This is a genomic window from Butyrivibrio hungatei DSM 14810 (assembly GCF_900143205.1).
In the GTDB taxonomy this organism is placed as follows: domain Bacteria; phylum Bacillota; class Clostridia; order Lachnospirales; family Lachnospiraceae; genus Butyrivibrio; species Butyrivibrio hungatei.
In genome coordinates, this window is record NZ_FRDH01000004.1 from 147,786 (window position 1) to 166,038 (window position 18,253).

The window sequence follows — 18,253 nt, forward strand, 5'->3', positions numbered from 1 at the left end:
ATGCAAAAAAAGATTCCGATGAGAAAATGCGTCGGCTGCGGTGAAATGAAAGAGAAAAAAGAGATGATCAGAGTCATTAAGACACCTGAGGACGAGATTGTTCTTGATACCACAGGTAGAGCTAATGGCAGGGGAGCATATATCTGTAGCTCCAGGGAATGTCTTTTGAAAGCAGTCAAGAACAAAGGACTTGAGAGATCTCTTAAGGCTCAGATACCAGCAGACGTGCTTGAGCGAATGGAAAAGGAGCTTGGCTAAGATATTGGATTCTAACAAGATATATTCTATGCTGGGGCTATGCATGAGGGCTGGTAAGCTAAAGAGCGGCGAGTTCGCCTGTCTAGAAGCTGTCAGAAAAAAGACAGCAGTACTGGTCATTGTCAGTGAAGATGCCTCAGATAATACAAAAAAGCAGTTTAGAGATAAATGTAGTTATTATAACGTTCCAATCTACTTCTTTGGCAACAAAGATGACTTGGGACATGCAATTGGTAAGGACGTTCGAACGAGTCTGGCTGTAACAGACCAAGGTTTGGCTAAGACCCTCATAAAGGACTTACTTCTAGAAAAAAGTACGGAGGAAATGTGAATGGCAAAAATTAAAATATCCGAACTTGCAAGCGAGCTTGGATGCGACGCAAAGGAGCTGATAAGTGTTCTGCAGGAGAAAGGCATAGAGGCAAAACGTTCGAATAGTTCTATCGAGGAAGCTGATGCAGAGATAGCAAGAAAGCACTTCAAGGGTGGAGCTACCAAGGAGGCAAAGGCACCTGCAGAGAGTAAGGGCGCTCCAAAGGAAGCTAAGAAAGAAGCTCCAAAGGAAGAGCCTAAGCAGGCAGCCGGCGATGAGCCAAAGAAAAAGAAGAGCAAGATCATCATGGTTACCAATGCTGGTAATTCCAAGATGGGTGGATACAATAACGGCCAGAACGGCGGCAATAATAACAATAACAACCAGCGCCGTGATAATGGTGGCAATAGAAATGGTGGAAACAATAACGGCAGAAGAGGAACTTTTGCTCAGTCACAGAATGTTTACCATCCAATCAAGCCTTTAACAGCTCCATCACAGCTTGATAGCTATGATAACGTTGTATCAAAGACACCAGCTCCTAAGCCAGCACCAAAGAAGGAAACTCCAGTTCAGACTCAGGCAGCGCCAGAGGTTAAAGAGCAGGTACAGGAGAACGTACAGCCTAAAGCTCCAGCAAGAGAGCAGAATGCAGCTCCTGCACAGAATGATAGAAATAGAGATAACAGAAACTTCCGTCAGAATGGGGACAGAAACAATGGACCTAGAAATGACAGAGGCGATAGAAATAATTTCCAGAATAGAAACAATGGAAATGGTGGATTCCGCAGAGATGGTCAGAACAATTCCTTTGGCGGACCAAGAGGTGGCCGTGATAATCAGGGCGCTCAACAGGGCGGCGGTAAGTTCGTCGGCAGAAACGATAGAAATGATAGAAACGACAACAGATTTGGCGGAAACAAGTTTGATAAGGGTTCATCCAGAAACAACAGCTTTGCTGATGCACCTGTAAAAGAGGGTGGAAGCCACAGAGACGAAGAGAGACGTCGTATCGGACAGGAAAAGGATAAGAGAAACAAGAAGGATCTTGCTTACGAGCAGGAAGAGATGATGCCAAGAAGTAAGAGAGTCGGCAGATTCATTAAGCCTGAGGTTAAGAAGGTAGAAGAGCCTGAAGAGCAGATCAAGGTTATCTCAATCCCAGAGAAGGTTTCCATTAAGGAACTTGCTGAGAAGATGAAGATGCAGCCATCAGTTATCATCAAGAAACTGTTTATGGCTGGTCAGGTTTCAACAGTTAATACAGAGCTTACATATGAGGAAGCTGAGAATATAGCTATCGATTACGATATCATCTGCGAGAAGGAGATTCCTGTTGATGTTATCGAAGAGCTTCTTAAGGAGGATGAGGATGCACCAGAGACTCTCAAGAAGAGACCTCCTGTTGTCTGCGTAATGGGTCACGTTGACCATGGTAAGACATCACTTCTTGATGCAATCCGTAAGACAAGTGTTACTGATAGAGAGGCCGGTGGTATCACACAGAGAATCGGTGCTTACATGGTATCAGTAAATGATCAGAAGATCACATTCCTTGATACTCCTGGTCACGAAGCTTTCACAGCTATGCGTATGCGTGGTGCTAATTCTACAGATATCGCTGTACTTGTAGTTGCAGCTGATGACGGAGTTATGCCACAGACAATAGAAGCTATCAACCATGCTAAGGCTGCAGAAGTAGAGATCATTGTAGCTGTTAACAAGATTGATAAGCCAAATGCGAATATTGACAGAGTTAAGCAGGAAATGACTGAATACGGTCTTATTTCTACTGATTGGGGCGGAACAACAGAGTTCGTACCTGTTTCAGCTAAGTCAGGTGAAGGTATTGAAGACCTTCTTGAGACTATCATTCTTACTGCTGATATCCTTGAGCTCAAGGCTAACCCTGATAGAGAGGCAAGAGGTCTTGTGCTTGAAGCTAGACTTGATAAGGGCCGTGGTCCTGTTGCAAACGTTCTTGTTCAGAAGGGTACACTTCATGTAGGTGACTTCATTTCTGCTGGAGCAAGCTCAGGTAAGGTTAGAGCCATGGTTGATGATAAGGGTAACAAGCTCAAAGAAGCTCGTCCTTCACAGCCAGTTGAGATCCTTGGCCTTTCAGATGTTCCTAATGCCGGTGAGGTATTCCTTGGACATGAGACTGACAAGCAGGCTAAGCAGTATGCTAATACATACCTTCAGCAGCACAAGAAGGATCTTATTGAAGAGACAAAGGCAAAAATGTCTCTTGATGATCTCTACTCCAAGATTGAAGAGGGTAGACTTCAGGAACTTAACATCATCATCAAGGCTGACGTTCAGGGTAGCGTAGAGGCCCTCAAGCAGAGTCTTCTTAAGCTTTCAAATGATGAAGTTGTTGTTAAGGTTATCCATGGTGGTGTTGGTGCAATCAATGAGTCTGATGTAACTCTTGCAGCAGCATCAAACGCTATCATCATCGGATTTGATGTTCGTCCTGATGCAACAGCTAAGAGTATGGCTGAACATGAAGGCGTTGAGATCAAGCTTTACAAGGTTATCTACCAGGCTATCGAAGAGATTGAGTATGCTATGAAGGGTATGCTTGCTCCTATCTATGAGGAGAGAGTTACTGGTCATGCAGAAGTTAGACAGATCTTCAAGGCTTCTAAGGTTGGTAACATCGCTGGTTCCTTCGTTAAGGACGGTATCATCAAGAAGGATTGCAAGGTTCGTATCTCTAGAGATGGCGAGCAGATCTTCGAAGGTGATCTTGCTTCTCTTAAGAGATTCAAGGATGACGTCAAGGAAGTTAAAGAAGGCTTTGAGTGTGGTCTTGTATTTGATGGCTTCGATCAGCTTCACGAAGGCGATATGGTAGAAGCTTACGAGATGGTAGAGGTTCCAAGAACTTGATGCGAGAGCAGAACTTCCGTATGTAAGAGGAATTTTATGAGAAAAAACAGTAATAAAAATAAAAGAATAAACGGTGAAGTTCAGAAGGTTATTTCTGAAGCAATTCGTTATAGTAAAGACCCAAGGATCAGTCCCTTTACATCCGTTATGGATGTAGAGGTTGCCCCTGACCTTAAGACATGCAAGGTTTGGGTGACTGTTATGGGTAATGACGAGGATAGACTTAGAACTGCAGAAGGTCTTAAGAGTGCAGCAGGTTATATCCGTAGCACAGTAGCCAAGCAGCTCAATATGAGATATACTCCAGAGCTTAGATTTATCATGGATGATTCTATTGAATATGCAATCAATATGTCCAAGATAATCGATGAAGTAACTGCTAAGGACAATGAGGCTAGAGCAGCTCGTGGAGAGGACATTGAAACTGAGTCAGATGACTTTGTTGATGAGGACTCTTTTGAGGAGGAAGAATGAAGATCGATCAGCTAATGGAAGGTGTAAAGACTGTTGGTATCAGCGGTCATATAAGACCAGATGGTGATTGCGTCGGTTCTTGTATGGGCATGTATCAGTATTTGTCCAAATGCTATCCAGATGCCAGGATTGACGTTTTTCTTGAGAGTATACCTGCAGAACTTACCTTTATCAAAGATGTTGATAAGGTAAATCATGAGTTCACAACTGATGTTGACAGCTACGATCTTTTTATTGTTCTTGATTGTGGCAAAGACAGAACTGGTAAGGCAGAAGCCTTTGTGGACAGTGCAAAGAAGGTTGTTAACATTGACCATCATATCAGCAATCAGGGAACTGGTCATGAGAACTATATTGTTCCTACAGCTAGTTCAGCCTGTGAGCTTGTTTATGATGTGATCGATAATAGCAAACTTGATATTGATATAGCCAAGACTCTTTATACCGGAATGGTCACAGATACTGGTGTTTTCAAGTATAACAATACATCTCCAAAGACTATGCAGGTTGCGGCAGATCTTATTTCTTACGGCTTTGATTTTGGAAGTCTTATAGATCATGTTTTCTATGAAAAGACCTATATGCAGAATCAGATTCTTGGAAGAGCTCTTTTGGAAAGTATCATGCTCATGAACGGCAGATGTATAGTATCTGTTGTTTCCAAGCAGACAATGGAGTTCTATGGAGCTGTCAGCAGTGACCTTGATGGTATAGTCAATCAGATGCTCCTTACTATCGGAGTTGATTGTTCTGTGTTTATGTATGAGATCGAGCCTTTGGTCTACAAGGTGAGTCTTCGCAGTAATGGAGCAGTTGATGTTTCCAAGATTGCCCAGCTCTTCGGAGGTGGCGGCCATCAGAGAGCAGCAGGCTGCACAGTGAATGGAACACAGCACGACGTTATCAATAACATTACTAAATATATACACCAGCAGCTGTTTGAATGATCACATGAATAATAGCCACAAGATATATTATGTCTTGTGGCTTGTTTTATCACATTGGATAGGAAAAATATGAACCAGTATAACGGACTAATAAACATATATAAGGAGCCGGGCTTTACATCTAATGATGTTGTGGCTAAACTTAGGGGCATCCTTCATCAGAGAAAGATTGGACACACAGGAACTCTTGATCCAGACGCTGTGGGAGTTTTGGTAGTGTGCCTCGGTACAGGGACCAAGCTTGTTGAGATGCTTACAGATCATGACAAGGAGTACATAGCTGTATGCAGATTGGGTGTTATAACTGATACCCAGGATATGTCTGGCAATGTACTTGAATCATCAGAGGTTCATGTGACCAAAGAGGAGCTCCACGAGGCGGTTAAGGCCTTTGTTGGAGACTATGACCAGATTCCTCCTATGTTTTCAGCTATCAAACAGGATGGCAAAAAACTCTACGAACTTGCAAGAGAAGGAATCGAAGTAGAAAGAAAACCAAGAAAGATCCATATAGATGCCATCACGATCCTTGATGATTCACATTTAGAGGATGAGCATATGTTTACTATGGAAGTAAAGTGCTCCAAGGGAACATATATCAGAACTTTGTGCCATGACATCGGCCTTCGTCTCGGATGTGGCGCAGCAATGCAGCATCTTACAAGGACAAGAGTGGGCGCCTTTAATCTTGAGACAGCCTTTACTTTGTCACAGATTGAGCAGATGAGAGATGATGGTACTTTGATGGACAATATCCAATCCCCAGAGTTTATCTTTAGAGATCTTGATAAGGTTCACGTCAAGGATTCAGCAAGAGTTCTTTTGGAAAATGGTAACAGCTTTAGGAAGGACAACATTATAAATGAAGATCCTGAGGGAGTTAACGATACAGAGTATCTTGAAGAAATGCTTGAAGATGGCAATATGATCAGAGTATACGCCGAAGATGAGACATTCTTTGGAATATATATATATGATGCAAGAACCAAGATGTTCAAGGTGGACAAGTTCTTTTTTGAGAAATGAGATATAAAAGATGCAGATAATCACAAGACTTGATGAACTGAATATAAATGAAAAAACAGCCATAGCAATGGGTAAATTTGATGGAATACATCTAGGCCACAAGAAGCTCCTTGATATGATACTTGAGCAAAAGAAAAACGGTCTCAAAGCTACAGTGTTTACCTTTGAACCATCTCCTGAGGAGTTTTTTGTTGGACATACAGTTAGACAGCTTTTTACCAGAAATGAAAAGAGAAGAGCTTTTGAGAAGATGGGAATAGATATTCTTGTAGAGTTCCCGCTTACCGAGGCTACGGTAGCAACACCACCGGAGGATTTTGTAAGAAACATTCTTGTAGATGACTTAAATGCCAGGTACATAGCTGCGGGCACCGATGTCTCTTTTGGTGATAAAGGAAGCGGTAATCAGTTCCTTCTCAAGAACTTAAGTAAGGAACTGGGATTTGACCTATGGCTTATTGATAAGGTCATGATGGATGGCGAAGAAGTAAGTTCCACTAGAGTAAGAAACGTTGTTTCAGACGGAGATATGGATATGGTCAGAAGGCTTCTTGGCTATGACTATAGTATCAGTGGGATCGTTGAGCACGGAAGGCATATTGGTCACACAATAGGCGTTCCAACAGTAAATATCTTTCCTCAAGACAATAAGCTCCTTCCTCCATTTGGCGTATATAGTAGCCTTGTCGTGATAGATGGCTGCGAGTATAGGGGTATGACCAATATCGGCAGGAAACCTACTATTTCAGAGCATGAGAAGGTAGGCGTTGAGACTTATATCTATGACTTTGACGAAGACGTTTATGGTAAGGCAATAGAAGTAAAGCTCAAAGATTTTTTGAGACCGGAAATGAAATTTGACAGTATAGATCAGCTTAAGACTCAGATAGAAAGTGATCTTAAGCTTGCAGCAAAATAATTAAGGCCTGGGACAGCAATGGAAAATCTGATAATCGCTACAAATGCAGTAATACCCTTTATTGTTTACATATTTCTTGGAGTTATCTCAAGGAGAATAGGACTTGTACAGGAAAAGTTTTTAAAAGAGCTAAATGGAGTCGTTTTTAACGTCTTTTTCCCGTTTATTATGTTCAACAATCTATATGATGTGGATTTTACTGAGCTTAAGGGCGCGGGATATGTAGGCTTTGCTTTTGCAGCCACCCTTGTGGTCATATTCGCCGTATTTTTTCTTGTTCCTTTGTTTGAAAAAGAAAATTCAAGACGCGGCGTTATAATGCAGGCAATCTTTAGGAGTAACTCAGTTCTTTTTGCGATTCCTCTGACAGAGAGTGTATTTGGAAAAGAAGGAGTGGTAATGGCTAGTATCATGGTAGCCTTTATCGTGCCTCTTTATAACATCACATCTGTGGCAATCCTTGAGTACTTCAGAGGTGGATCGGTATCACCAAATGTACTGGTAAAAAATATCCTTAAGAATCCTCTTATCATAGGAGCCATCGCAGGTATCTTATTTAATCTGATGCCTCTTAAGATGCCGGTATGCCTTACTGGACCTATATCCCAGCTTTGTAATATGGCAACTCCTTTATCTCTTTTTGTATTAGGAGGAACCCTTAAGGCTTCTGATATGAAGAAAAATGCAAAACCAATTGCTATAGGAACAGGGCTAAAGCTTCTTGTGATACCTAGTATCATAGTGACTATCATGTCTATGATCGGCTTTAGAGGTGCTGAACTTTTTGTTGTATTTTGCATGTTTGCAACCCCTGTTGCAGCGGCATCATATCCAATGGCACAGAGTATGGATGGAGACGCAGATCTGGCTGGAGAATACGTGGTGGTTTCCACTATTCTTAGTATTTTTACAATATTTGTGTGGATACTTGTGTTAAAAGGATCATCACTCATATAAAAAATGTTTATATGTTAAAATAGTATTTGAATCGAATAATTCATTAAGGAGGTTTAATAAATGAATTACAAAGAAAGATATAATGAATGGCTTACAAACCTTTCTGATAGCGATCCGTTAAAGGCAGAGCTTCTTCAGATAAAGGATGATGACAAAGATATTGAAGAGCGCTTTTACCAGGATCTTGCATTTGGTACAGCAGGACTTCGTGGTAAGGTAGGCGCTGGAACTAATAGAATGAACTTTTTGACTGTCGGCAAGGCTTCACAGGGTATTGCTGATTATATCGTGGCTTCTGGCAAAGATAATATGGAAAAGGGCGTTATCATTGCCCATGATCCTAGACATTTTTCAAAAGAGTTCTCTAAGCTTGCAGCAGGTATTTTTGCAACAAATGGTATCAAGGTTTACACATTCCCTGATCTTAGACCTACACCAGAGCTGGCATTTATGATCAGACGTCTTGGAACAGTATCAGGAATCAACATTACTGCTTCACATAATCCGAGAGAATACAACGGATACAAGGCATATTGGGATGATGGATGCCAGGTTTCATCTGAGATCGCAGATGGCATGACAGAGAAGATCAATGCAGTTGATATCTGGAATGGTATCAAGACTGGTGATTTTGATGCTCTTGTAAAAGAAGGTAAGATCACAATCCTTGGTGAAGAGTACGACAGAGAGTACCTTGATAAGATCGAGAAGATGGCTATTCATGAGGGCGATGAACTTGACCTTTCTATTCCACTTGTTTATACACCACTTAATGGATGCGGTTCTATTCCATTTAGACAGATGCTCACAGATAGAGGATTCAATAACTGGAAGATCGTTCCTGAGCAGGAAAATCCTGATCCTGATTTTACTACAGTTGGATATCCTAACCCAGAAGATCCTAAGGCATTCAAGCTTAGCGAGAAGTATGGTAAGGAATTTGGAGCTGAGCTCTTAATGGCTACAGATCCAGACTCAGACAGATTTGCTATTGAGATCAGAGATGCAGAGGGTAATTATATTCCTCTTAACGGTAACCAGACTGGATACCTGCTTGTTAACTATGTATTAGAGGGTAGAAAAGACGCTGGAACACTTCCTCAAAAGGGTGCTATGGTCAAGTCTATTGTTACATCAACTCTTTCTACTATCATGGCTAAGGCTTATGGCGTAGAGATGTTTGAGACACTTACAGGATTTAAGAATATCTGCGGTAAGATCCCATATCTTCACGAGAATGGTTATACATACCTCTTTGGATATGAGGAGTCTGTTGGATACGCGGTTTGTGAGGATATCAGAGATAAAGATGGTATCTCAGCAGGTATGCTTGTTGCAGAAGCAGCAGCATATTATAGAAAGCAGGGCAAGACACTTTGGGATGTCCTTCAGGAAATCTATGCTAAATATGGATTCTTTGCCGAGGACGAACCTAATATCGTACTTGAGGGTATTCCTGGAGCACAGCGCATCCAGCGAATGATGAAGTACTTCAGAGAAAATCTTCCTACATCTGTTGCAGGTGCCAAGGTTGATAAGGTTATAGACTATATCAACGGATATGAGGATATTCCAGCTCAGAATGCGATCAGGTTATTCCTTGATAACGGTTCATGGTTTGCTATCAGGCCTTCAGGAACAGAGCCAAAGATCAAGTTCTATTTCTACTCAAATCAGGATTCAAGAGAGAATGCTCTTTTAGTTAATCAGAAGATAAAAGAGGAAATCTTTGCCCTGATCAACAGTGTAGAGTAAAATGGCATCTAATTTGCCAAAAAAGAAAAATAAGGTATCTTCTTTTACTGAAGTAGATATTTTAAAGAAAAGCAGCTAATAATATAATACGTAGTAACACAAGCAAAGTGGCTTTAGTGTTTTAGTTTTTATACAACTATTTTTTATGGAGGGTAGACATGGACGGAAAGAAATTATATAAAAGCAATGATAGAAAGATCTGTGGAGTTTGCGGAGGTATTGCCGAATATTTTGGAATTGATCCAACAATCGTAAGACTTGTATGGGCGCTCACAACATTCGGTGGAGGAGTTGGCATTGGGGCTTATATCATCGCAGCGATTGTTATGAGTGATGCTCCTGATTACACAGAATAATTTCACTAACCTTATATAGAGCTAAGCGTATTAACTTAGCTCTATTTTTATGCGAATTTGTAATAAACTAAGCGCTCAAAAAGCCTTGATTTATGAGTGTTTAGCATATATAATAAGAAACTGTTACTGCTTGTTACAAAAAAAGTAACAATAATGGGAGTAAATAAAGGAGGAGAAATGGCGCAGGAGAAAAATGTTGGGGAAGAAAGATGCCTCTATACAGCAGAGGAAATCTTAGAGCCACGTGAAAAAGAAAAGTGGAATTTACTTGCTATATTTCTGATCACTGCGGCAGTCATTTTGGGAGATATTTTTGCTCCGATTCCATGGTGGGTCAAAGTACTAGCTACATTATTTGCAATTGGAGTAAACTTGCATTTTGTTGATGAAATACGTTTTGGAATCAGTATGGCAAAAGACCTGTCAGCAGCAGATTGCATTTTCAGAGCATTTGAACCAGATCTTGGTGTAAAAAATGTTTCCTATTCAAGAGAGTATAGTAAATATCATTGTCTTGATAGAATAAGGAAAGATGTTACAGACCCTGATGGAACAAAGAAAGAGGTTCCAGGTCGCAAAACTGTCTTTAATATTGCATCTCTTGGATTTGGCTTTGAAGATCATGCACGAACATCATTCTTTGATGGTGGAACCAAGACAATTATGCCTCGTTTACAGATCAGTGGCAGTTACAAAGGGCTTGATTACAACCTTGTTCATTACAAGAAATATGCAGACACAGGAAGTGAAAAGTCTTCTAACCTTTTTGGGGTAGATGATCGCTGGTCTAATGCTATGAATTTTATAGAGATCAAGCTTCCAGATGATTTCCTTGGTTATGTTGAAGTTGGCGAGAGCGAGTTCATTCCTAAGAAAAAAGACGGAGCGATTGCTATCGAAACTGATGACATTATTTTTAATAAACAGTTTAAGGTAATTACAAACGAAGAACTTGGAGCATTTATGCTTCTTAATCCAAGACATATCATGAAGATCAGAGATTTTTATGATTCACTTAGATCCAAGAAATGGGCAAATAAATTCATGCTCTTATTCATGAATGGATACTTATATACTCAGAATGATTCAAGTACATGGGTTGATATAAATGCACCAGCCCACAAGAAAGAGAATATCAAAAGAGCAATCAAAAAGTGTAAGGGTATTGATGATTTCATCAGAACTTATGTTGATGGGCTTGAACTTGATAAAGAAGATTTTACAACAAGAAAAAAAGGAGCTTAAAAAATGGACGTACAGCAGACAGCACAGACAGTTAATAACGCAGCTTATTTAGTTAAGACAATAGTAGGAGTAGGAGCATTTTTACTTATCCTTATCGGTTGGTATGTTAGAACAAACAACAAACTTATTGTTTTAAAGAACAAAGTAGATGAAGCACTTAGTAATATTGATGTAGCTTGCCAGAAGAGAGCACAGTCAGTTAAGTCTTGTTACGCAGCAGCAGCAACAGTACTTAGCACAGAGCAGAAGATTCTTCTTGAGAGCTGCAAATATCGTTCAGGTATGAATTCAAAGGAAATCGCTCAGCTTGATTCAAATCTTACAAAGTCTATGGGCGTTATCAATGCAGTAGCTGAGAACTATCCTCAGATCCAGTCATCTGAGCAGTTCCTTAACCTTCAGAAGGTTATCACTGAGACAGAAGAGACACTCTTTGCTCAGAGAAGAATCTACAACAGCAATGTTACAGTATTTAACAGCGCTATCAGGATGATTCCTATGAACATCGTAGCTGGTATGCAGCACTGTGAACCATATGAATTTCTTAAGGCAGAGGAAGAGGAAAAGAAGCCTTTCGAAATCCCAATGCCTAATATTGACTTAGGTTAAGTTTGACTTTACATAAAGACAAATATATGCTAACATACTATAGTTGCTGACAAAATATCAGTAATAAATAGTAACAGAAACTACCAGTACTCGGATTAAGGATACTCCAACCTTTATCTGTGTATATGGCGGATTTCCAGAAAAAAGGAGAATGTAACAATGATTACAAAGGAAAAGAAAACAGAAGTTATCAACAAGTTTGCTAGAACAGCTGGCGACACAGGTTCACCAGAGGTACAGGTAGCTATCCTTACAGAGAGAATCAAGGAGCTCAACGATCACCTTTCAAAGAACCCTAAGGATCACCACTCAAGAAGAGGTCTTCTTAAGATGGTTGGTCAGAGACGTAGCCTTCTTGGATACCTTAAGAAGAAGGACATCGAAGCTTATCGTAAGCTTATCGCTGACCTTGGTCTTAGAAAATAATTCTGTGAACTATAAAGACGGGATATGGCTGAGTCACATCGGCTTATTCCGTCTTTTCAATTTTTACTAAAGTGCACTAGGTATATGGGTTCAAAGTTATAATAAAGATTATGCCTTCGTGATTTTTATTATGACCTTGAAAACCATATATCATAATAAATGTTTAAACTGCACACGCACCTGAAGCGCTTTTGCGGATGATGGACTGCGGATGGGCAGTAGAAGGAGAAAATAATGGTAAAGACTTATTCAATGGAACTTGCTGGTCGTACCCTTAAGGTAGAGATCGGTAAAGTAGGAAAACAGGCAAACGGATGCGCATTCATGCAGTACGGTGACACAACAGTTCTTTGTACAGCAACAGCATCAGCTAAGCCAAGAGATGGAATCGATTTCTTCCCACTCTCAGTAGAGTATGGTGAGAAGTTTTATGCAGTAGGTAAATTTCCAGGTGGATACAATAAGAGAGAGGGCAAGCCTTCAGAGAACGCTATTCTTACAAGCCGCGTTATCGACAGACCTATGAGACCTCTTTTCCCTAAGGATTACAGAAATGATGTAACAATCGAGACTATGGTTATGGCAGTAGATCCTCAGTGCAGACCTGAGCTTCTTGCTATGCTTGGTGCATCAATTTCAGTTTCAATTTCAGATATTCCTTTCGATGGCCCATGTGCTATGACACAGATTGGTATGATCGATGGTGAGCTTATCGTAAACCCAACTCAGGAGCAGTGGAACACAGGTGACCTCAAGCTTACAGTTGCTTCTGTTGGACAGAAGGTTATCATGATCGAGGCTGGTGCTAATGAGATTCCAGAAGAGAAGATGAAGGAAGCTATCTACAAGGCTCATGATGTTAACCTTCAGATCATCGAGTTCTTCAAGGGTATCGTAGCAGAAGTTGGTAAGCCAAAGCACGAGTACACAAGCTGTGCAGTTCCTGAAGAGCTCTTTGCTGCTATCAAGGAAGTTGTTCCTCCAGAAGAGATGGAGAAGGCTGTATTTACAGACGACAAGCAGACAAGAGAGAACAATATCGCAGAGATTACAGATAGACTTACAGAGAAATTTGCTGATAACGAAGAGTGGCTTGCTATCCTTGGTGAAGCAATCTACCAGTATGAGAAGAAGACAGTTCGTAAGATGATCTTAAAGGATCACAAGAGACCAGACGGACGTGACATCAAGCAGATCAGACCTCTTTCAGCTGAGGTTGACCTTATTCCTAGAGTACACGGAAGTGCTATGTTCACTCGTGGACAGACACAGATCTGTGACGTAGTAACACTTGCTCCTCTTTCAGAGGCTCAGAAGGTTGAAGGTCTTGATGCATTTGCTGCAGACAAGAGATATGTACACCAGTACAACTTCCCTGCTTACTCAGTAGGTGAGACAAAGGTTTCAAGAGGTCCAGGACGTAGAGAGATCGGACACGGAGCTCTTGCAGAGAGAGCACTTCTTCCAGTTCTTCCTAGCGTTGAAGAGTTCCCATATGCAATCCGTGCAGTATCAGAGACATTTGAGTCTAACGGATCAACATCAATGGCTTCTACATGTGCATCATGTATGTCACTTATGGCTGCTGGTGTTCCTATCAAGAAGATGGTCGCTGGTATTTCATGCGGACTTGTAACAGGCGATACAGATGACGATTTCATCGTTCTTACAGATATTCAGGGACTTGAGGATTTCTTCGGAGATATGGACTTCAAGGTAACTGGTACAAAAGATGGTATCACAGCTATTCAGATGGATATCAAGATCCACGGTCTTACAAAGCCTATCGTTGAGACAGCTATTGCACAGTGCCGTGAAGCTAGACTCTTCATTATGGATGAGTGCATGAGCAAGGCTATTGCTGAGCCTCGTAAGGAAGTATCTAAGTACGCTCCTAAGATTGTTTCTCTCCAGATCGATCCTGAGAAGATCGGTGATGTAGTTGGACAGAGAGGTAAGACAATCAACGAGATCATCGCTCGTACAGGCGTTAAGATCGACATCACAGATGACGGTAAGGTTTCAGTTTGCGGAGAAGATCAGGACAAGATTGCAGAAGCAGTTAACATGATCAATGTTATCGTTACTGATTTTGAGAAGGATCAGATCTTTACAGGTAAGGTCGTAAGCATCAAGGAGTTTGGCGCATTTGTAGAGTTTGCTCCTGGTAAGGAAGGCATGGTTCACATCAGCAAGATTTCTAAGGAGAGAATCGACCATGTAGAGGATGTTCTTACACTTGGCGATACAGTAAAAGTAATCTGCCTTGGCAAGGACAAGATGGGACGTATCAGCTTCTCTATCAAGGATTGCCCTAAAGACTGAGTTAACGTAATGCAACGCAAGGCACATACGTGCCCATTTGGCTGACACTTTCGTTTTGCAAAAAACGTAACGGTACAAAGACGTCAAAGGACGACGTCTAAGTACCGACGTTTTTTGAAACAGCCAAACTGTCCACGTATTGGTCCTTGCGTTTTTATTTATGTAATAGTCGATCAGGTAATATTTGAGCTGATTTAAGAAATATAAGATTTAAGTTTGTTTAAGGGATTAGAAGATGAGTAATACAAAAGAAACTATTAGTGAGATTAATAAGCGTCGTACCTTTGCTATCATTTCACACCCTGATGCTGGTAAGACTACACTTACTGAGAAGTTCCTTCTCTATGGTGGAGCAATCAATCAGGCTGGATCTGTTAAGGGTAAGGCTACAGCCAAGCATGCAGTATCTGACTGGATGGAGATTGAGAAGCAGAGAGGTATTTCAGTTACTTCCTCAGTTCTTCAGTTTAATTATGAGGATTGCTGCATTAATATCCTTGATACACCTGGACACCAGGATTTCTCAGAGGATACATATAGAACACTTATGGCAGCTGACTCAGCAGTCATGGTAATCGATGCCAGTAAGGGTGTAGAGGCTCAGACCAGAAAGCTTTTCAAAGTCTGTGCAATGAGTCATATTCCTATTTTTACATTTATCAACAAGCTTGATAGGGACGCTATGGATACCTTCGATCTTCTTGATGATATCGAAAATAACCTTGGTATCGCTACATGCCCAATGAACTGGCCAATCGGTTCAGGTAAGAACTTTAAGGGTATTTATGACAGAAGAGAAGGCCATATCGTTACTTTCTCAGAGACTCAGAAGGGTACCAAGGAAGGTAAGGAGACATTTATCTCTTTAGATGACAAGGCTGGAATTGACAGCATGGTAGGTCAGGATGCATTTGAAAAGCTCCAGAGCGAGATTGAGCTTTTAGATGGAGCTGGTGCAGAGTATGACCTTGATAAGGTAAGAGCAGGTGAACTTACACCAGTATTCTTTGGTTCAGCTCTTCAGAACTTTGGTGTTGAGCTTTTCCTTCATCACTTCCTTAAGATGGCTACACCACCAACAGGACGCATTTCTTCTGATGGAGAAGTTATTGATCCTATGGAGAGAGATTTCTCAGCATTCGTATTCAAGATTCAGGCCAACATGAACAAGGCTCACAGAGACAGAGTAGCCTTCATGAGAATCTGTTCTGGCAGATATGATGCCAATAACGAAGTTAAGCATGTTCAGAGTGGCAAGGTAATGCGTCTTTCACAGCCACAGCAGCTTATGGCTGATGAGAGAAAGATCCTGAGCGAAGCTTATGCGGGAGATATCATGGGTGTATTTGATCCAGGTATCTTCTCAATCGGTGATACAGTATGTATGCCAAAAGATAATATCGTTTACGAGGGAATTCCTACATTCGCTCCTGAACATTTTGCAAGAGTACGTCAGGTTGATACCATGAAGAGAAAGCAGTTTGTTAAGGGTATCACTCAGATTGCTCAGGAAGGTGCAATTCAGATTTTCCAGGAGTACAATACAGGTCTCGAAGAGATCATTGTAGGTGTTGTAGGTGTACTTCAGTTCGATGTATTGAAGTTTAGACTTCAAAGTGAGTACAATGTAGATATAATCCTTGAGAATCTCCCATATGAGTATATTAGATGGGTTGATAATGAGGATATTGATATGTCTTCACTTGTTGGAACATCTGACATGAAAAAGATCAAGGATATGCATGACAGACCACTTCTTCTTTTCATTAATGAGTGGAGTGTAGGCATGACTATGGAGAGAAATAAAGGGCTTGTTTTATCTGAGTTCAAAAAGAACTAAGTCTGGAGGAGAGCATTGATAAGTCGGGATAAGTTTTTTGGGAAATTTATCGCTTTAGCTGTTGCCTGTGGGTTATCTTGCGGGCTTTTGTCTGGATGTCAGTTTTCTAGTATAGATGAGTATCTTGAGACCCTCGGAATGAAGGATGCTTCAGAAAAAACTAATGAGGCATCTTCTGAAGGAACTTACTATGTCTCTGAAGATGTTGCTGTCAATAGTAGTGCTACTATCAGCTCATCTGCAGAAGCGGACGAAGGAGCTTCTTTTACCTCAGAAGACGAAGCCAATAGCAAACCGGAAAAGTCCACTAAGACAGAAAGCAGTAGCAAAAACGTTTCTGGAACAGTATCTGAGAAAGAAATGAAAGCTGCGAGAGAGGCCATAGGACTTACAGATTCTAACTTAGAGACTATCAAAAAGAAGCAGGAAGGTCTCTATGCTTTCGAACGCCTTACAAATGAAGGCAAGACCCTTTATGCTGAGATCCTGACAATACTCGAAAATCAGGCTTCCGATATTTTGGTGTCAACAACCAGTGATGAAGCAGTAGAACTGATCTTTGACTATGTATTGATCGATCATCCGGAGATCTTTTATGTGGATGGATATCAGTATACCAACCACACAAGGGGCGATGTCATTGAGATGATTACCTTTACTGGTAACTATACTTACACACCAGAGCAGGTTGCAGACAAAAAAGCTAAGATAAACGATGCAGTAAACAAGTGTCTTGCCAATGCTCCTTCTTCTGAAGATGAGTATTATGCCATTAAATATATTTATGAGTATCTGATCACTAATACTGATTATGATCTTGAAGCTGAAGATAATCAGAATATATGCTCAGTATTTATAAATGGAAAGAGCGTATGCAATGGTTATGCCAAGGCAGCGCAGTATCTTCTTAATAAGATTGGTGTCAAGTGCACACTTGTTACTGGTACAGTTGATACAAAGAGTTCAAAGGGCGTAAGACACGCCTGGAATCTGGTTCAGTGTAACGGAACATATTATTATGTGGATGTTACCTGGGGCGATTCCTCTTATCAGACCAGTAACGGTGAGACTGCTGATGCAACCAAGCTTCCAGCAGTAAATTACGATTATCTGTGTGTTACTAGTGATGATATCGGCAAAACACATCATATTTCAGACAATATAGACATGCCTGTTTGCAGTAGCATGACAGACAACTACTATGTAAGAGAAGATGAGTATTTTAAGTCAGCGGAGATGTCTCTTATCAAGGACCTCTTTGATAGAAGATACAAAGATGGCAGTGATAACGTGACAATGAAGTGCGCGACAAAAGAAGTATACGACAGTATCTTCGAACAGCTTATTACTAATAAAGGCGTCTTCGATGTACTTCAGGGTGATACCAGCAGCGTGTCATATACCACATTTGCTGAGACCAGGACCATAATATTCTGGATTGATGCGAATTGAGGCGTTAGCTTAGCCTAGCTGAGAGAATTATGATATACTGTATAATGAATTAGATTATTAATGTGTTTATTGAGGTGACAATTATGGGAAAAGAAATTGCAGAGGTTGGATCAGTTAAGATCGCAGATGACGTAGTTGCTAGGATCGCAGCTCTTGCAGCCCTTGAGGTTGAAGGCGTATCTGCTATGGCTGGTAATTATACAAGTGATGTTCTTGAAAAGGTTAGCCGCAAGAATCTTGCAAAGGGTGCTAAGGTTGTTGTTGGTCAGTCAGAAGTAAAGGTTGATCTTGCACTTATGATGGCTTATGGATTTAATATTCCAGCTACATGTCAGCAGGCTCAGACTCGTGTTAAGGCTTCAATTGAGAACATGACAGGACTTGAAGTTACTGATGTTAATATTAGGATCGCCGGAATTACAATGCCAAAGGCATAAGATAGGAATAAAAGTA

17 protein-coding genes are annotated in these 18,253 nt (G+C 40.9%); all 17 read left to right on the plus strand.

All coding sequences use genetic code 11. The annotated features are described in order from the left end of the window. The 17 genes from rnpM (at position 1) to BUA02_RS04795 (ending at position 18,237) form a co-directional block, all read left to right on the plus strand. On the plus strand, positions 1 to 258 hold the full coding sequence (gene rnpM, locus BUA02_RS04710) for an RNase P modulator RnpM (RefSeq protein ID WP_083572658.1): 258 nt from the start codon (positions 1 to 3) through the stop codon (positions 256 to 258). 1 nt (position 259) lies between these two features. Further along, positions 260 to 589, plus strand: a complete 330-nt coding sequence (locus BUA02_RS04715) for a L7Ae/L30e/S12e/Gadd45 family ribosomal protein (protein WP_416386383.1) — start codon at positions 260 to 262, stop codon at positions 587 to 589. Then, positions 590 to 3,469 (plus strand): translation initiation factor IF-2, encoded by a 2,880-nt coding sequence (infB, locus tag BUA02_RS04720; RefSeq protein ID WP_072701477.1) that lies wholly within the window; start codon positions 590 to 592, stop codon positions 3,467 to 3,469. 36 nt (positions 3,470 to 3,505) lie between these two features. After that, positions 3,506 to 3,943 (plus strand): 30S ribosome-binding factor RbfA, encoded by a 438-nt coding sequence (gene rbfA, locus BUA02_RS04725; RefSeq protein WP_071175638.1) that lies wholly within the window; start codon positions 3,506 to 3,508, stop codon positions 3,941 to 3,943. Further along, a complete protein-coding gene (locus BUA02_RS04730; RefSeq protein WP_072701479.1) occupies positions 3,940 to 4,890 on the plus strand; it encodes a DHH family phosphoesterase in 951 nt (316 codons plus the stop codon). Before rbfA ends, BUA02_RS04730 begins: the two co-directional genes overlap by 4 nt. Positions 4,891 to 4,959: 69 nt before the next feature. After that, the gene (gene truB / locus BUA02_RS04735) at positions 4,960 to 5,916 is read left to right on the plus strand and encodes a tRNA pseudouridine(55) synthase TruB (RefSeq protein WP_072701481.1); all 957 of its coding nucleotides are present in this window, start codon (positions 4,960 to 4,962) and stop codon (positions 5,914 to 5,916) included. A gap of 10 nt (positions 5,917 to 5,926) precedes the next feature. Further along, complete coding sequence (locus BUA02_RS04740) at positions 5,927 to 6,835, plus strand: bifunctional riboflavin kinase/FAD synthetase (protein ID WP_072701483.1); 909 nt, start codon at positions 5,927 to 5,929, stop codon at positions 6,833 to 6,835. 18 nt (positions 6,836 to 6,853) lie between these two features. Then, positions 6,854 to 7,792 (plus strand): AEC family transporter, encoded by a 939-nt coding sequence (locus BUA02_RS04745; RefSeq protein WP_072701485.1) that lies wholly within the window; start codon positions 6,854 to 6,856, stop codon positions 7,790 to 7,792. Between the two features lie 60 nt (positions 7,793 to 7,852). After that, positions 7,853 to 9,547 carry a phospho-sugar mutase gene (locus BUA02_RS04750; protein WP_072701487.1) on the plus strand — a complete coding sequence of 565 codons (1,695 nt, stop codon included), beginning with the start codon at positions 7,853 to 7,855 and terminating at the stop codon, positions 9,545 to 9,547. 158 nt (positions 9,548 to 9,705) lie between these two features. Next, complete coding sequence (locus BUA02_RS04760; protein ID WP_071175644.1) at positions 9,706 to 9,903, plus strand: PspC domain-containing protein; 198 nt, start codon at positions 9,706 to 9,708, stop codon at positions 9,901 to 9,903. 177 nt (positions 9,904 to 10,080) lie between these two features. Next, on the plus strand, positions 10,081 to 11,148 hold the full coding sequence (locus BUA02_RS04765; RefSeq protein WP_072701489.1) for a DUF3137 domain-containing protein: 1,068 nt from the start codon (positions 10,081 to 10,083) through the stop codon (positions 11,146 to 11,148). 3 nt (positions 11,149 to 11,151) lie between these two features. Beyond that, positions 11,152 to 11,757 carry a LemA family protein gene (locus BUA02_RS04770; RefSeq protein ID WP_072701491.1) on the plus strand — a complete coding sequence of 202 codons (606 nt, stop codon included), beginning with the start codon at positions 11,152 to 11,154 and terminating at the stop codon, positions 11,755 to 11,757. Between the two features lie 159 nt (positions 11,758 to 11,916). After that, positions 11,917 to 12,183, plus strand: a complete 267-nt coding sequence (gene rpsO / locus BUA02_RS04775; protein ID WP_071175647.1) for a 30S ribosomal protein S15 — start codon at positions 11,917 to 11,919, stop codon at positions 12,181 to 12,183. 234 nt (positions 12,184 to 12,417) lie between these two features. Then, a complete protein-coding gene (locus tag BUA02_RS04780; protein ID WP_072701493.1) occupies positions 12,418 to 14,508 on the plus strand; it encodes a polyribonucleotide nucleotidyltransferase in 2,091 nt (696 codons plus the stop codon). 235 nt (positions 14,509 to 14,743) lie between these two features. Further along, positions 14,744 to 16,348: a peptide chain release factor 3 gene (locus BUA02_RS04785; RefSeq protein ID WP_072701495.1), complete on the plus strand. Its 1,605-nt coding sequence runs from the start codon at positions 14,744 to 14,746 to the stop codon at positions 16,346 to 16,348. Between the two features lie 15 nt (positions 16,349 to 16,363). Continuing rightward, on the plus strand, positions 16,364 to 17,800 hold the full coding sequence (locus BUA02_RS04790) for a transglutaminase domain-containing protein (protein ID WP_072701497.1): 1,437 nt from the start codon (positions 16,364 to 16,366) through the stop codon (positions 17,798 to 17,800). Between the two features lie 83 nt (positions 17,801 to 17,883). Further along, positions 17,884 to 18,237, plus strand: a complete 354-nt coding sequence (locus tag BUA02_RS04795; protein ID WP_071175651.1) for an Asp23/Gls24 family envelope stress response protein — start codon at positions 17,884 to 17,886, stop codon at positions 18,235 to 18,237. Positions 18,238 to 18,253: the final 16 nt, after the last annotated feature.

Bases quoted from the DNA above. Each gene is read 5' to 3' on its own strand.
- BUA02_RS04770 (WP_072701491.1), top strand. From the start codon at position 11,152: ATGGACGTACAGCAGACAGCACAGACAGTTAATAACGCAGCTTATTTA.
- BUA02_RS04780 (WP_072701493.1), top strand. From the start codon at position 12,418: ATGGTAAAGACTTATTCAATGGAACTTGCTGGTCGTACCCTTAAGGTA.
- BUA02_RS04740 (WP_072701483.1), top strand. From the start codon at position 5,927: ATGCAGATAATCACAAGACTTGATGAACTGAATATAAATGAAAAAACA.
- BUA02_RS04785 (WP_072701495.1), top strand. From the start codon at position 14,744: ATGAGTAATACAAAAGAAACTATTAGTGAGATTAATAAGCGTCGTACC.
- BUA02_RS04795 (WP_071175651.1), top strand. From the start codon at position 17,884: ATGGGAAAAGAAATTGCAGAGGTTGGATCAGTTAAGATCGCAGATGAC.
- BUA02_RS04760 (WP_071175644.1), top strand. From the start codon at position 9,706: ATGGACGGAAAGAAATTATATAAAAGCAATGATAGAAAGATCTGTGGA.
- rbfA (WP_071175638.1), top strand. From the start codon at position 3,506: ATGAGAAAAAACAGTAATAAAAATAAAAGAATAAACGGTGAAGTTCAG.
- rnpM (WP_083572658.1), top strand. From the start codon at position 1: ATGCAAAAAAAGATTCCGATGAGAAAATGCGTCGGCTGCGGTGAAATG.
- rpsO (WP_071175647.1), top strand. From the start codon at position 11,917: ATGATTACAAAGGAAAAGAAAACAGAAGTTATCAACAAGTTTGCTAGA.
- BUA02_RS04730 (WP_072701479.1), top strand. From the start codon at position 3,940: ATGAAGATCGATCAGCTAATGGAAGGTGTAAAGACTGTTGGTATCAGC.
- truB (WP_072701481.1), top strand. From the start codon at position 4,960: ATGAACCAGTATAACGGACTAATAAACATATATAAGGAGCCGGGCTTT.
- BUA02_RS04750 (WP_072701487.1), top strand. From the start codon at position 7,853: ATGAATTACAAAGAAAGATATAATGAATGGCTTACAAACCTTTCTGAT.
- BUA02_RS04745 (WP_072701485.1), top strand. From the start codon at position 6,854: ATGGAAAATCTGATAATCGCTACAAATGCAGTAATACCCTTTATTGTT.
- infB (WP_072701477.1), top strand. From the start codon at position 590: ATGGCAAAAATTAAAATATCCGAACTTGCAAGCGAGCTTGGATGCGAC.
- BUA02_RS04765 (WP_072701489.1), top strand. From the start codon at position 10,081: ATGGCGCAGGAGAAAAATGTTGGGGAAGAAAGATGCCTCTATACAGCA.